The following is a 15075-nucleotide window of genomic DNA, read 5'->3' as shown; positions in this document are numbered from 1 at the left end:
GTTAATTTATTTAGTGGAGCAAGTATGAAGCACACCCGGTTTTTCAACGCTCGTGTTGTTAACTATCTATCATCCTGCTTCTTGTTGATTTCCAGCGCTGTGATGGCCGCTGATGCTGCGGATAAAAAAGCTGACAAGGAATCCAGAATTGTCGAAGCTCACGCTATCGCCATGCATGGAGAACCCAAATACCCCGCCAATTTTACCCATTTCGAATACGCGTCGCCCAAGGCATTAAAAGGTGGCAGCCTCAGAGAACTTGCGATAGGCACTTTCGACAGTCTCAATTCGTTTATCACCAAGGGAACGCCGGCCAGCAATATTGCGCTGATCTATGACACACTCACGACGGCATCAATGGATGAGCCGTTCACGCAATATGGCTTGGTCGCCGAAAAAATTGAATATCCGGAAGACCGCAGCTGGGTGATTTACCATCTGAACCCCAAGGCCAGATTTCACGACGGCACAAAAATAACTGCTGATGATGTGGTGTTTTCGTTCAATACCTTAACAACCAAAGGCGCCCCACTTTACAGTTATTATTATGCCGATATCAAAACGGCTGAGGCGCTCGACAAGCAGCGGGTAAAATTCAGTTTTAAAAATACGACCAACAAGGAACTGGCACTGATTATCGGCCAGCTACCCGTATTACCGGCTCACTATTGGAAAGACAAACCTTTTGACCAGAGCAGCCTCGATATTCCATTAGGCAGCGGCCCCTATAAAGTCAAGCGTATAGACGCCGGACGCTCGATTGTTTTTGAGCGGGTCAAAGATTATTGGGGCAAGGACCTTGCGGTGAATGTAGGTCATTATAATTTTGATGAAATTATTGTCGATTATTACCGCGATGACACAGTAGCGATTGAAGCCCTAAAAGCGGGACAGCTGGATTTTCGGTACGAACGCATCGCCAAATCCTGGTTTACTAACTATGATATACCGGCAGCGAAAGAAGGTTTGTTAAAAAAACAAACTATTCGTGATTACAGCCCGCGCGGCATGCAAGCGTTTATCATGAATCTACGTCGCGCGCCGTTCGACAATATCAAATTCCGCGAAGCGCTTAATTATGCGTTCGATTATGAATGGACCAATCGCAATCTTTTTTACGACTCTTACACAAGAACCGACAGCTACTTTTTTAACTCTGACCTGGCCTCCAGCGGTGTACCAGAAGGACGGGAACTGGAGATACTCGCGCCGCACAAAAAAGAATTGCCTGCCAGTGTATTTAATGAGCCCTATAAAAATCCCGTCACCGATGGCAGCGGCAACAATCGCGCAAACTTACGCAAAGCTCAGCAACTGTTGGAAGATGCCGGTTACAAAATTGCCCAGGGTAAATTAATTGATCCCAAGACGCAGAAGCCGGTGGTTATTGAGTACCTTGAACGCGACCCTTCTTTCGAGCGGGTATTAAATCCTTATGTCCAAAACCTGAAGCGCCTTGGTATTGAGATGAATGTGCGAGTCGTTGACATGTCGCAATTTATTAATCGCGTACAGGGACATGATTTTGATATGACCAGCCTGACCATGGGGCAGTCGCAATCGCCGGGTAACGAACAGCGCGATTACTGGTCATCCAGCGCAGCCGACACGCAAGGCTCCAGCAATTACATGGGAATTAAAAACCCGGCAATTGATGCGTTGATTGAACTTGTTATCAATGCGCCTGATCGCGAAGAGCTTGTCGTTCGCACGCGCGCCCTTGATCGAGCGCTGTTACACCACCATTTCGTCGTGCCTCACTGGAATCTGATTGAACATCGCCTGGTTTATTGGGATAAGTTCGGGCAGCCAGAAATCGCGCCGGCTTTTGATCGAGTCTTCAGTACCGGTATTCTCACATGGTGGGTAGACCCGGAAAAAGCCAAGCGTATTAATGCCCGCAAAAAGTAATATACGGTCTTAACGGGCAATTATGGGCAATTATATTCTCCGCCGTCTGGCGTTAATGCTGCCAACATTGTTTGGCATCATGCTGATTAATTTTGTCGTCGTGCAGGCTGCTCCAGGCGGCCCGGTAGAACAAATGATCTATCGAATGCAGCATGCGAATATTGCCGGCGTACCTGCAGCACAATCTGACAATCACTCTGCGCGCGGCATTCCATCAGAAATCATAGAACGCATCCAAGTCATGTACGGCTTTGACAAACCGGCCCATGAACGCTTCTGGATCATGCTAAAAAATTATGTAACGCTGGATTTTGGCGAAAGCTTTTATCGAAATGCCAGTGTTCTGGATTTGATCATCGAAAAACTGCCAGTCTCCATCTCGCTGGGTTTGTGGAGTACTTTACTGATTTATTTGATCTCCATTCCCTTGGGCATTCGCAAGGCCATTAGCCACGGCAGTCATTTTGATGTGCTGAGCAGCACTATCGTCTCCATCCTCTATGCCATTCCCGGCTTTTTGTTGGGTATTTTATTGATCGTGATGTTCGCTGGCGGCACCTACTTTGACTGGTTTCCTTTGCGCGGCCTTACGTCAAGCAATTTTGATGAATTAAGTCTACTGGGAAAAATCGGCGATTACTTCTGGCACCTTGCCCTACCCTTAACGGCTTATACCATCAGCGGCTTCGCCACGCTGAGTATGTTGACCAAAAATTCATTTCTGGACGAGATAAACAAGCAGTACGTAGTAACTGCACAAGCCAAAGGTTTAAGCAAAAACCAGGTGTTGTATCGCCATGTTTTTCGCAATGCAATGCTCATTATTATTTCCGGCTTTCCCGCTGCTTTTATCAGTATTTTCTTTGCCGGTTCGCTATTGATTGAAGTTATCTTCTCCCTGGATGGCCTCGGCTTACTGAGTTTCGAGGCAGTGACAAATCGCGATTACCCGGTATTTTTCGGCACCCTGTTTATCTTTACCCTGCTTGGTTTGTTTATCAAATTAATCTCCGATCTGGTGTATGTGTGGGTTGACCCGCGCATCGATTTCCAAAGCAGGGAACATTGACGATGAGCTGGATTAATCGCTTGAGTCCTATCAGCCAGCGTCGGCTATTGACGTTTTATAAGAACCGGCGCGCCTATTGGAGCCTGATTGTTTTTGCAATCCTGTTTGTCATCAGTATGGGTGCGGAGCTTATCGCTAACGACAAACCGATACTTATCAGCTATCAGGATGAATTTTATTTTCCTGCATTTAAATACTATCCGGAAACCACATTCGGCGGAGATTTTGATACGGCTGCAGATTATCGCGACCCTTATATCAAAGATCTTATTGAAGCCGATGGTTGGATATTGTGGCCACTTATTCCCTACAGCTACAGCACCCATATTCACAACCTGCCGGAGCCCGCGCCGTCTCCGCCCAGCGCAAATAATTGGCTGGGTACTGACGACCAGGCACGCGACGTGGTTGCCCGCATTATTTACGGCTTTCGCATCTCGATTTTATTTGCCTTGATCCTGGCCTTTGGCAGTGCCTTGATTGGTGTAACAGTCGGAGCAATCCAGGGTTATTATGGTGGCAAGATTGATTTGCTCGGTCAGCGCTTCCTGGAAATCTGGAGTTCGTTGCCGGTGTTATTTTTATTGATTATTTTGGCTAGCATCATCACGCCTAATTTCTGGTGGCTGCTGGGGATTATGTTGTTGTTCAGCTGGACATCTCTGGTCGATGTTGTGCGCGCAGAATTTTTACGCGGCCGTAACCTGGACTATGTCCGTGCTGCTCGCGCATTGGGCGTCAGCAATCCCAAGATTATTATGCGCCACGTCTTACCCAACGCCATGGTCGCCACCATGACCTTTATGCCGTTCCTGCTAACTGGCGCCATTACCACGCTTACGTCATTAGACTTTCTGGGTTTTGGTTTGCCGCCGGGATCACCTTCGCTGGGTGAATTGGTAGCACAAGGCAAGAACAACCTTCATGCGCCCTGGTTAGCCTTAAGTGCCTTCGGCGTGTTATCGCTAATGCTCACCCTGCTGGTTTTTATCGGCGAAGGTGTGCGCGATGCCTTTGATCCACGATTGATCAACAAGCAGTAAAAAATGACTGAACCTATCTTAAATATAGAAAACCTGGATGTGACTTTTGGTCACGGCGCCCAAGCCCGTCGTGTTGTGGAAAAGGTCAATATCGCCCTGAACAAAGGTGAAACCTTTGCGCTGGTGGGTGAATCCGGTTCAGGAAAGTCAGTCACCGCCCATAGCATCCTGCAATTACTGCCCTATCCTTACGCATCTCATTCCGATGAAAGCGCGGTTTATTTCGAGGGAAAAAACATATTGCAGCTGAATGAAAGCGCCATGAATAAAATTCGTGGCCGGCGCATCGGTATGATTTTTCAAGAACCGATGACCGCACTGAACCCTTTGCATAGCGTTGAAAAACAGATAGGCGAAATTATAGGCCTGCATCGCGGTTTGCGCGGCGATGCATTACGTAACGAAGTATTGCATCAGCTTGAGCGCGTCAAAATTCCACAAGCATCCAACAAGTTGAAAGCCTATCCACACCAGCTCTCCGGCGGCCAACGCCAGAGAGTCATGATTGCCATGGCGCTGGCCAACCAGCCTGACGTGCTTGTTGCGGATGAGCCCACCACTGCCCTGGATGTTACGGTACAAAAGCAGATCATGATTTTGCTGAAGGAATTGCAACAGGAAATGGGGATGACGCTGTTGTTGATCACTCATGACCTTGGCGTTGTGCGTCACTTTAGCGATCGAATGGCTGTTATGCAAAATGGCAAGATTGTAGAGCAAGGTGCGTGCGAAAATATTTTCTCCGGACCTACAGAAGCCTACACCAAACTGTTATTGGAAAGCGAGCCTACCGGTAGCGCCATCGCAACACCACCAGATTCTGAAATCGTGTTAACGGCCCGTAACCTTTCAGTGCGCTTCCCGCTGCATAAACCTTTTCTGAGAAAGCCATCTGAATTTCTGGTCGCCGTTGATAACGCGCAACTGCAAATTACCAAAGGACAAACCCTGGGTATTGTGGGTGAAAGTGGTTCTGGAAAGTCGACATTGGCTATGGCATTGCTGCGTCTGATTAATGCAGAAGGCTCAATCATCTTTTGCGGAAAGCCGCTGCAAGAATTGAATCAAAAGGCTTTGCGCCCCGTGCGCCGGCAAATGCAAGTTGTCTTTCAAGATCCGTTTGCGAGCTTAAGTCCGCGAATGACAGTGCAACAGATTATTGCTGAAGGACTGGTTGTACATACCGACATGTCGCGGCAAGCCATTGAAGCGGCAGTGATAAAAAGCATGGAAGATGTGGGGCTTGAACCCGAATTGCGCCATCGGTATCCCCATGAGTTCTCTGGCGGACAGCGCCAGCGTATTGCCATTGCTCGTGCATTGATTCTGAACCCCGATATTATTTTCCTCGACGAACCGACTTCAGCACTGGATCGAGCGGTGCAAGTGCAAGTTATTCATTTATTGCGCAAGCTCCAGGAGCAGTATCATTTAACCTATGTGTTTATCAGTCATGACTTGAAAGTTATCCGCGCTATCAGTCACCAGGTTGTGGTAATGAAAAGTGGAAAGATTGTCGAGCAAGGGAGTACTGAGAAAATTTTTACCCAACCGGAACAGGACTACACACGCGAATTACTCAGTGCGACCTTGAGTTAGCCAGCGTCGGTATCGCGCTCAGCAAGGCGCGGGTATAAGGATGGCGCGGAGCAGCGAATAAGGCCTCGGTTTCACCCTCTTCCACGATTTTGCCTTTGTGCATCACAATAACCCTGTCACACAGATAGCGCACCACTGACATATCATGGGAAATAAATAACATCGTCAATCCATGCTTCTGGGTTAAGGTCAGCAGTAACTCCAATATTTGTGCGCGAATGGTGACATCCAGTGCGGATACCGGCTCATCGGCAATAATCAGTTTAGGCTTCAGCGCCAATGCGCGAGCAATGGCAATGCGCTGGCGCTGCCCACCGGAAAATTCGTGGGGATATTTACGGATAAATCGCCGTTCCAGTCCCACATCGTCCATCAGTTGGTTAACCTGCTCAAGCAAGGTTGTTTTATTCGCAACGCCATGTAACAGCAAGGGCTCTGCCAGCGTATCAAATACCGTCATGCGCGGATTGAGTGACGCATAAGGGTCCTGGAAAATCATCTGAAAGTGGCGTCGCTCCATTTTTAACGCATTCCCGGAAAGCTGACGTAGGTCTTTTCCCTGTAACAAAATTTCACCGGACTGACTATCCACCAAACGCATGATGCTACGGCCAAGGGTGGACTTGCCCGAACCGGACTCGCCCACCAAGCCTAAAATTTCACCTTGCTGGAGCGTAAGGGAAATGTCATCGACGCCTTTAATGAATTGAACTGTTTTCCGAAATAGATGACCCGCCCGCATAGTAAAACCAGTGTGCAGGTGATTCACTTGCAGAAAGGGAGGCTCCGTTGGCTGTACCGCACTGGGCACGGGCTTGGCTGTTGTCAGCACCGCGCCAAAAAGTTTTTTGGTGTAGGGATGTGTATGATGGTAAACGACGTGTTCTCTTGTACCCTGCTCGACCACCCTGCCTTTTTGCATCACGAGAATGTCATCCGCCATCATCGCAGCTACACCAAGGTCGTGGGTAATAAAAATAACGGCCAGGTTGCGTGTCTGTTGTAGTTGTTTAATCAACGCCAGAATTTGAGCCTGCACTGTTACATCCAAAGCCGTGGTGGGTTCATCAGCAATAAGTAATTCAGGTTCAGAAATCAATGCCATGGCAATCATGACCCGCTGACGCATACCTCCGGAAAACTGGTGCGGGTAATCATTAATGCGCGTTACTGCATCATGAATACCCACCTCTTCAAGTGCCGTTATAGCTTTGGCTTTTGCGTCTTTCCTTGACAGTTTCTTTTGAACAATTAACGGTTCAACCAGCTGGTCTGCAATACGCATATAAGGGTTTAATGCCGTCATAGGGTCCTGAAAGATCATGCTGATCCGATGGCCCCGGATCTTGCGCAAGGATTTTTCATTCATGCTCAGCAAATCATCACCGGCAAATAACGCGCGTCCGCTTTCAACTTTCCCCGGCGGAGAAGGGATCAAGCCTAATAAGCTGTAACAGGCCACGGATTTTCCTGACCCTGATTCACCGACAATACCCAATACTTTTCCCGACGCGAGAGAAAAATTCATGTTATCTACTGCGATTGTTATACCATTGCGGGTATGAAAACAAATGCGCAGGTTTTCCACTTGCAATAAGGTCATGAATTAATCTCCCGAGGCGCGCGGGTCCAGCGCGTCACGCAAACCATCGCCCAGAAAATTCAGCGAAAATAACGTAATAGACAAAGTCAATGCCGGGAAAACCAGCAACCAGGGATATTCCTCCATAGACTCAACCCCATCAGAAATCAGAGAGCCCCAGGAGCTTTCCGGCGGCTGAATACCCAGCCCTAAAAAGCTGAGAAAAGATTCAAGCAAGATCACACTGGGTATGGTCAATGTTGTGTACACAATCACTGGGCTCAGGGTATTAGGAATTAGATGACGCACGATAATTTTCCAGGGCGAAAGGCCCAAAGCCACTGCAGCTTCAACAAATTCCTGCTGTTTTAGTGTCAGCACCTGCCCGCGTACAATGCGCGCCATGGTTAACCATTCAACTGCACCAATGGCGAGAAACAACAGCAACATGCTGCTGCCAAAGATTACCGTTAACAAAATAATAAAAATGGTAAAGGGCAAGGCGTAGAGCACATCAACTGTACGCATCATAAATGCATCAGTACGCCCGCCGATATAGCCTGCTGTTGCACCCCACAAAACACCGATCAACAACGCTACGGTTGTTGCAATAAACCCCACCATCAATGAAATGCGGCTGCCGTACATAATGCGGGTTAATTGGTCGCGCCCAAAAACATCGGTACCCAACCAGTGCGCTACCGATGGTGGGCTGGCACCGAGATCAAGGTTCTGTGCATCATATTCATAAGGTGCAATTAAGGGGGTCAGCAAAGCGACAACAATCATACAAACCAGTATGCTCAAACCTGCCATGGCCATTTTATTTTTACGCAAACGACGAAAAGCGTCTTGCGTTAGCGACGTGCCTTTTTCAATTCCTTCCATCAGGCGTTACTCGCAAGTTGATGACGCAGTTTCGGGTTAAGCCATACGAGCAAAATGTCAGCCAGTAAGTTGAAAACAACAATCAACCCTGCATAAAAAATCGTAAAACCGAGAATCATGGTGTAATCGCGATTAAAAGCTGCCTGGATGTAATAACGTCCCAAGCCGGGGATTTGAAAGATGCTCTCTACCACAAAGGAGCCTGCCAGCAAGCCGGCCATGGCCGGCCCCAGGAACGAAACTACCGGCGCCAATCCACCGCGCAATGCATGAACCCATACAATCCGAAAGGACGACAAGCCTTTGGCTCGGGCAGTGCGAATATAATCCTGTGATAATACATCCAACATACCACCGCGGCTGATGCGCGCAATATATGCCGCGTAGGTAAAGCCTAAGGTTACCGAGGGTAAAATTTTATCGCTGGGTGTATAGCCCCAGCCGGAGACTGGAAGGTATTCAAGCCAGATACCAAATATGAGAACAAGCAGCGGCCCCAGAACAAATGACGGCAAACAAATACCCAACATGGCCGTCGACATGGGAACGTAGTCCTGCCAGCTATTCGGCTTCAACGCAGAAATAATGCCTGCCATCAAGCCCACACACATGGCAAACAACAACGCATAAAAAGACAATTCAAGTGTGACGGGGAAACCGAATGCAATCATCTCGTTGATGGTTCGGTTAGTAAATTTAAATGAAGGACCAAAATCACCGCGTAGCAAATTGCCAAGATAGTCAGTGTACTGCTGCCATACCGGTGCATCCAGGTTGTAACGGGCATTAAGATTTTTTAATACTTCCGGCGGAACATCGCGCTCATCATCGAAAGGGCCGCCGGGCGCTGCGCGCACCATAAAAAAAGTAACCGTGACAACGACCAACATAACCGGTATCGCTTGTAGGATACGTTTTATAATAAACATCCACATGATCTAGGGTTTCCTTGCAGCTGACGTGGCACCCGAGTCGAGATATACGTGTTTGTAAGACCAATAGTCCATAATGTTGTTATGCCACTCTTGCACGGATTCTGCTACCAATGCATTACTGGTGTAAGTGTAAATAGGCATGATCGGCGCGTCTGCTAACAAGATAGCCTCCGCCTGTTGGAATAACGCAAAGCGTTCGGCCTGGTTACTGGTTTGCTCAGCCTGCTGTATTAATGCTTCGTACTCGGCGTTCGCCCAGCCAGTGCGATTGTTGCCATTGTCTGGGCGAAACACATCCATAAAATTTTTCGGATCATAAAAATCGCCAGACCAGGAGCCTCGCACAATATCGTAGTTACCGGTTCGCTGGGAGGCAAAGAAAACCTTCCATTCCTGATTCTCCAGTTTCACCTGAATGTTCAGGGCTTTCTTCCACATCTGTTGAATAACCAACGCAATTTTTTGATGATCTTCGTCGGTGTTATACAAAATTGTTAGCGTCGGAAAGTTTTTCCCATCCGGATAACCAGCCTCCACTAACAACTCTCGCGCCCTTTCGATATCCTCCGGCATGGAAGCAGAAGAACGGTAGCCAGTTTGCATGGGGGGAATGAAAGACCTGGCCGCAGGCTGACCACCACGTGTCACCCGCTCCACAATTTGTTGCCGATCAATCGCATAAGCCAGCGCCTGACGTACTCGTCTATCATCCAGAGGCGGGCGACGGGTATTGAAGCGGTAAAAATACGTCGTGAAGTTGGGGTAAAACCGGTATACCTCCGGATGATTAGTCTGATAATGCGCTATTTTATCTGTCGGTAACTGACGAATAATATGTAATTGGCCCGCACGAAACATTCGCTCTTCCGTTGCCGCTTTATCAATGGGATAAAAATGAACTTCCTGTAACTTAACGGATTGTTCATCCCAATAGAAAGTATTCTTCTTCACAGCCACAACTTTATTGGGTACCCACTCTTTCATCATGAAAGGCCCATTTCCCACAAAGTTTTCCGGCTTGGTCCACGCGGTTCCACGATCGCCCGGAGCGCCAAATTTTTCAATGGTCGCTCTATGAACGGGGTCCATCGAATGATGATCAAGCAACTCAAGAAAGTAAGGCACCGGCCGCACAAGCTCAACTGCCAGCGTGTGATTATCCAGGGCCTTGACCCCAACGAGATTGAAGTCTGTTATTTCACCTTTGTTAAACCGTTCAGCATTTTTAATCCCAAAAAAAGCGTAGGCATATTGATTACCCAAACTGGGCAGCAACGCGCGGTACCACGACCAGACAAAATCTTCAGCAACAAGCGCATCGCCATTCGACCATCGGGCATCTTTACGCAAATGGAATGTGTAGCGCAGACCATCATCTGAAACCAGCCAGGATTCGGCAACCCCGGGAACAATGTCGAGAGTAGCTGAGCTTTTGGATACCAGCCCTTCAAACAACGCCAATTGAATATGGTTTTCCGGAACACCGGTTGTAATATGCGGATCGATATCGGAGGGCTCACTGCCGTTACCGATATGAAGAATCTGCCGCTCGTTTCCGATTTCCACCGCGCTACGATTGTCGTGAAAACACCCTGCCAATAATCCCAGGGCCACAATCCAGTAGGTTAACTTTATCTTCATCGGTGTGATTTCGCTTTTATCAAAAGATCAAACAGTGTTTGCGCGTATGCTCGCAAAAATTCACGGGTGTGTATGCGTGAAAGAACCCATAGTATCAATCACCTGTCGGGTCTGCATAACCTGTTTCAAAATTTGCCCCGGTTCCCCTTGTTCTTGTAACAAGCTCCCGTTGCTCTTGTAACAAGTCTCACTGCTCTTATAAAAAGTAGCCAGCGGACCAGACACTCCAGAGGATAGCTGCTAAGCTTCTTATACCCACCTCGGACATAACAAAGATAGCCAATGACCATGCTCGGAAACTTGCTAACTGAAGATCAACGCGATTGCCTGCAAGAAATCACCAATGTGGCAATGGGGCAAGCGGGTGATCGTCTGGCACGACTGTTAGATGTCTTTGTCGTTCTCTCCATACCCCATGTGAGTGTACTCAAGCCCACCGACATCGCTATGGCTCTTCAGTCACTTAACCGACAGTCAGACGAAGCCGTCTTTGGTGTTTGCCAGGGCTTCATCGGGGGCGGATTGGCAGGCGAAACCATGCTGATCTTCAATGACACAGATTATGACGACCTGGCCAGATTGCTGAAGTACGATAGTAATCCGGATGAAAAAGCGCGTTATGAGCTTTTAATGGATACCGCCAATGTGCTGAACGGCGCTTGCCTGAAAGGTCTGGCAGAACAGCTCGACATCCATTTCAGCTTCGGGCCACCCATGTTGTTAGGCCAACATTGCAATATTACCGACCTACTACAAAGTACCAACATGCGCTGGAAGCAGGCGCTGGTTGTAGAAATCAACTACGCTATTGAAAATCATCGGATTAATTGTGATCTTTTATTAGTAATCGCTGAAAACTCAGTTCCCGGACTGGTGGAAAAGCTGAATTACCTTCTGGATTAATTGGCGACGTTACCTGACGCATGGCTATCAGAGAAGATTTAAGTGCCTTTTTCAAGGATGTCCATTGGCTGATGGACATCCTGCAGAACATTGACGCCGGCCTGATAGTGATGGATAAAAACTATACTATCGAACTGTGGAATAGCTTTATGCAAAACCACAGCGGCAAACAGCCGGAAGATGTGCTGGGGAAAAACATCTTTGCTGTCTTTCCGGAACTCTCCGAGCGTTGGTTTCACCATAAAGCACAATCTGTTTTCGTTCTCCAAAATGCGGCGTTCACCACATGGGAGCAACGCCCTTACCTTTTCCGCTTCCCTCATTACCGCCCCATCACCGGCACCGCCGAGTACATGTACCAAAACAGCACTATCATCCCGTTAATTGACACTAAGGGACGCGTCGAGCACATCTGTCTGATTATCTATGACGTTACTGATACTGCCGTTAACAAGCTGGCCCAGCAAACCGCAAACCGACAACTTCAGGAGCTTAGCCGGATTGATCATCTGACCGGCTTGTACAATCGGGGATACTGGGAAAGTCGGCTGATTCAGGAGTTCAAACGCTTCGATCGCTATGAATTACCATGCAGCCTGATAATGCTGGATATCGATCACTTCAAACGGGTGAACGACACTTATGGGCATACCGTAGGGGACGATGTTATTCGCCAGGTCAGTCGAGCCATGCGCGCCCAGATACGGGATCTTGATATCGCGGGCCGTTATGGTGGAGAGGAATTTGGCATTATTTTGACGGGTACCAATGCCGAGGGTGCCTGTGTGTTTGCTGAGCGGCTTCGGCAAACAGTAGAAAACATGGTGGTTTACGCGGAAGGCCAGCAGGTTCAGTTCACCATTAGCCTGGGTATTAGCCAACTGACAGACCACGTAGAGGATTATCGCGCCTGGATCGAGAAAGCAGACCATGCGCTATACAACTCAAAGGAAGGCGGGCGTAATCGCTTTACCGTTATCTAATCCCGGAAGTAAAAAGCCCATCTTGCGATGGGCTTTTTTGTTTTAACGCTTGATGCTCGCATTCTCGCGAAGTAAATCCTGATAGCTCGCGTATTCGCCTTGGCCAGTCATATTCTTCAATTGTGCTGCGATAGCCGTTTTCTGCTCTTCGGGCAACTCCTGCCCACCCAGATTGACTGCGGTCAATGAAATCACCGCGTAATCCCCGGTCGAAGTTCGGGTTGAAGCCGTTACCGGGGTATCGCCCTGTGGTTTCGCCAAGCTGAAAGCCTGACGCAAAATATCCCGGTCTACATTGACATCATTCCGTTCCGCATCTTCAGCGGTTTTCACTTCATAGCCAGCGTCAGCCACAGCTGACTCAAGGGTCTGCCCTGCTGCCACTGCAGATTCAATTTCCTCGGCGCGAGCGGCCAATAAGGTTTGAATCTTATTGTTGCGAACAATCGTTGTAATCTGCTCTTTCACTTCTTCAAGAGGCTTGATATAGCTTTGCTTGTGCTCGGTCTTTTTCAGCACAACCACACGATTGGGCGCAAGCTCAATCACATCACTACTGTTGTTTTCCACCAGTACTTCATCAGAAAACGCTGCCGTAACAAACTGCGTTTCTGCGGTTATGCCCTCACCGGCACCTCGACCAAACAGACCTGTGTTCTTGTTTTCCAGCCCCAATTCCTCGGCAACCTCGGCAAGGTTCTCCGCGTTATAGGAGAGATCGCGCAACCGCTCAAGCAAATTGACAAACTGATTTTCAGCTTCAGCTCGCTTGAGTTGATCTACAATACGATTGCGCTCTTCTTCAAATGTCGGTGGCTCGGAACCACGTTCAGACACTAATTTAATGAAGTGTGTCCCCGCATCCGTTTTCACTGGGGCAGAGATCGCACCCACCTCTAATGCTGCCAATGCGCTTTCGAACTCTTCAGGAAAAGCTTCACCGCTGGTAAAGCCCAGATCACCGCCCTGATCACGGGTGCCGAGATCGTCAGAGTATGTTTTTGCCAGCTCCGCAAAGTCCTCACCAGCCGCTAATTTTTCCCTGACTTCAGCTATTTTGGCTTCATCATTATCTTCTATGAGGATGTGAGCCGCTTCCCGCTCCGTGCGTGCTTCAAATGCGGCAACATTTTGCTCAAACTGCTGACGGGCCTGCTCTTCAGTAATTTCAATTCCGTTCATCAAATCTGCGACGTTAAGATCGATGTAGTCAACGGCAACCTGTTCCGGATGAGTAAACGATTGGGTATTGGACTGGTAATATGCGTCGATTTCGGCATCAGAGACGTCAACACTCTCACCAATCTTTGCCGCAGGAATTACCGCATAGCTAAAATCGCGCGTCTGAAAACTCAAGGCAATAATCATTTCCAGCTCGGCTGGAGTAACAAAACTGCTCTCAATAACACCAGCGGTTAATTGGTTCACCAGCGAATCTTCCGCCAGGGCTTTTTTGTAATTTGCTGGAGTAAAACCTACCGTGCGCAGCAGCTGCTGATATACATTCGGATCGAATACGCCGTTGCTGCCCTGAAATTGCGGAGTAGATAAAATTTGTTGATTTACAAAACTGTCACCAACGGTCATACCTGATTCTTCCGCTTTTTGCGTCAGCACTTTTCGCTGAATCAGGTTTTCTATTACTGGTTGACGAATATTTTCATCACTCAGGAAGTCCGGCGGAAGAGAATCACCATATTGCGCAGCCATTTGTCGTCTGTAATTGGCACTGGCGCGAACGATATCTACCTCGGTAATGTCTTCGCCATTAACACTCACCACGCCTTTAGTCGCCGGGTCAAAATTGAATAACGACTCCGAACCGGATACCGCAAATATAATAACCAGGAACCCAATTAACATTCCCGCTATAACCCCTTTGGAGTTATCCCGAAGACTTTGCAACATGATGTGATCTACTCCTGACTTTCCAGCGATCTATTCTAATATTCAGGGGAAACAACCTACGCCCGATATTATCGTTATTAATGAAAAAAGCCCTGCTTCAATAAAAAAGGCGCACCGATGGATGCGCCTTTTTTACAACACCAGCACTGTTAGTTAGTTTCAACAGTACCTGATATTCGGCTTAATTGACGGCGTCTTTCAAAGCTTTACCTGCTTTAAAGCCCGGCACCTTGGCAGCGGCAATCTTGATCTCGGCGCCAGTTTGCGGATTGCGACCAGTACGTGCTGCACGCTCTTTTACAGAGAAAGTACCAAAACCCACAAGAACTACAGAGTCACCGTTTTTCAGGGCACCAGTAATGCTGTCAACGACTGCGTCCAACGCACGACCAGCTGCCGCTTTAGGAATATCCGCAGACGCGGCAATGGCTTCAATCAGCTCAGTTTTATTCACACTTAACCCCTTTTGATTTATTTGTTTCAGAAATACGTTAGTACAGGCAAATTGTTATCTTGGACATCTACCCTGCACTACCGGTGCAGCAAATGAACTGCGATTTATACCAACTGACACCATAAGGGTCAAGGAGACATTGTTGCTTTATAGCACAGA

12 protein-coding genes are annotated in these 15075 nt (G+C 48.1%); 6 read left to right on the top strand and 6 right to left on the bottom strand.

Features of this window, described 5'->3' with window-relative positions:
- Positions 1 to 24 precede the first annotated feature (24 nt).
- The 4 genes from CBR65_RS02895 to CBR65_RS02880 are packed head-to-tail and all read left to right on the top strand — an operon-like array spanning position 25 to position 5622.
- Complete coding sequence (locus tag CBR65_RS02895; protein ID WP_198300862.1) at positions 25 to 1911, top strand: extracellular solute-binding protein; 1887 nt, start codon at positions 25 to 27, stop codon at positions 1909 to 1911.
- 22 nt (positions 1912 to 1933) lie between these two features.
- On the top strand, positions 1934 to 2980 hold the full coding sequence (locus CBR65_RS02890; RefSeq protein WP_087465451.1) for a microcin C ABC transporter permease YejB: 1047 nt from the start codon (positions 1934 to 1936) through the stop codon (positions 2978 to 2980).
- A gap of 2 nt (positions 2981 to 2982) precedes the next feature.
- Positions 2983 to 4023: an ABC transporter permease gene (locus CBR65_RS02885; protein WP_087465450.1), complete on the top strand. Its 1041-nt coding sequence runs from the start codon at positions 2983 to 2985 to the stop codon at positions 4021 to 4023.
- Positions 4024 to 4026: 3 nt separating this feature from the next.
- The gene (locus CBR65_RS02880; RefSeq protein ID WP_087465449.1) at positions 4027 to 5622 is read left to right on the top strand and encodes an ABC transporter ATP-binding protein; all 1596 of its coding nucleotides are present in this window, start codon (positions 4027 to 4029) and stop codon (positions 5620 to 5622) included.
- Here CBR65_RS02880 and CBR65_RS02875 read toward each other — a convergent pair.
- Genes CBR65_RS02875 through CBR65_RS02860 form a run of 4 tightly spaced genes read right to left on the bottom strand, consistent with a single transcriptional unit; the run spans position 5603 to position 10668 of the window.
- Entirely contained in the window at positions 5603 to 7225 is a 1623-nt protein-coding gene (locus CBR65_RS02875) for an ABC transporter ATP-binding protein (RefSeq protein ID WP_087465448.1), read from the bottom strand. The two genes, CBR65_RS02880 and CBR65_RS02875, sit on opposite strands and share 20 nt — an antisense overlap.
- 3 nt (positions 7226 to 7228) lie before the next feature.
- The gene (locus CBR65_RS02870) at positions 7229 to 8092 is read right to left on the bottom strand and encodes an ABC transporter permease (RefSeq protein WP_087465447.1); all 864 of its coding nucleotides are present in this window, start codon (positions 8090 to 8092) and stop codon (positions 7229 to 7231) included.
- Positions 8092 to 9027, bottom strand: coding sequence for an ABC transporter permease (locus CBR65_RS02865; RefSeq protein ID WP_087465446.1), 936 nt, complete (start codon positions 9025 to 9027; stop codon positions 8092 to 8094). The genes CBR65_RS02870 and CBR65_RS02865 overlap by 1 nt, the downstream gene beginning before the upstream one ends.
- Positions 9028 to 9030: 3 nt before the next feature.
- Positions 9031 to 10668, bottom strand: a complete 1638-nt coding sequence (locus CBR65_RS02860; protein WP_087465445.1) for a peptide ABC transporter substrate-binding protein — start codon at positions 10666 to 10668, stop codon at positions 9031 to 9033.
- A gap of 282 nt (positions 10669 to 10950) precedes the next feature.
- Between CBR65_RS02860 and CBR65_RS02855 the strand changes: the two genes are divergently transcribed.
- Together CBR65_RS02855 and CBR65_RS02850 are read left to right on the top strand one after the other, a co-directional pair.
- Entirely contained in the window at positions 10951 to 11571 is a 621-nt protein-coding gene (locus CBR65_RS02855; protein WP_232461333.1) for a histidine kinase, read from the top strand.
- A 20-nt stretch (positions 11572 to 11591) separates the two neighbouring features.
- Positions 11592 to 12554, top strand: a complete 963-nt coding sequence (locus CBR65_RS02850) for a GGDEF domain-containing protein (RefSeq protein ID WP_232461332.1) — start codon at positions 11592 to 11594, stop codon at positions 12552 to 12554.
- A gap of 42 nt (positions 12555 to 12596) precedes the next feature.
- Here CBR65_RS02850 and CBR65_RS02845 read toward each other — a convergent pair whose 3' ends face one another.
- Positions 12597 to 14462, bottom strand: coding sequence for a SurA N-terminal domain-containing protein (locus tag CBR65_RS02845; protein ID WP_087465444.1), 1866 nt, complete (start codon positions 14460 to 14462; stop codon positions 12597 to 12599).
- Between the two features lie 181 nt (positions 14463 to 14643).
- The gene (locus tag CBR65_RS02840; RefSeq protein ID WP_087465443.1) at positions 14644 to 14916 is read right to left on the bottom strand and encodes an HU family DNA-binding protein; all 273 of its coding nucleotides are present in this window, start codon (positions 14914 to 14916) and stop codon (positions 14644 to 14646) included.
- Between the last annotated feature and the right edge of the window lie 159 nt (positions 14917 to 15075).

Origin of the sequence: Cellvibrio sp. PSBB006 (genome assembly GCF_002162135.1) — a bacterium.
Taxonomy (GTDB): domain Bacteria; phylum Pseudomonadota; class Gammaproteobacteria; order Pseudomonadales; family Cellvibrionaceae; genus Cellvibrio.
The sequence above is the reverse complement of the archived record's forward strand: the minus strand, read 5'-3'. Positions and strand labels throughout refer to the sequence as shown.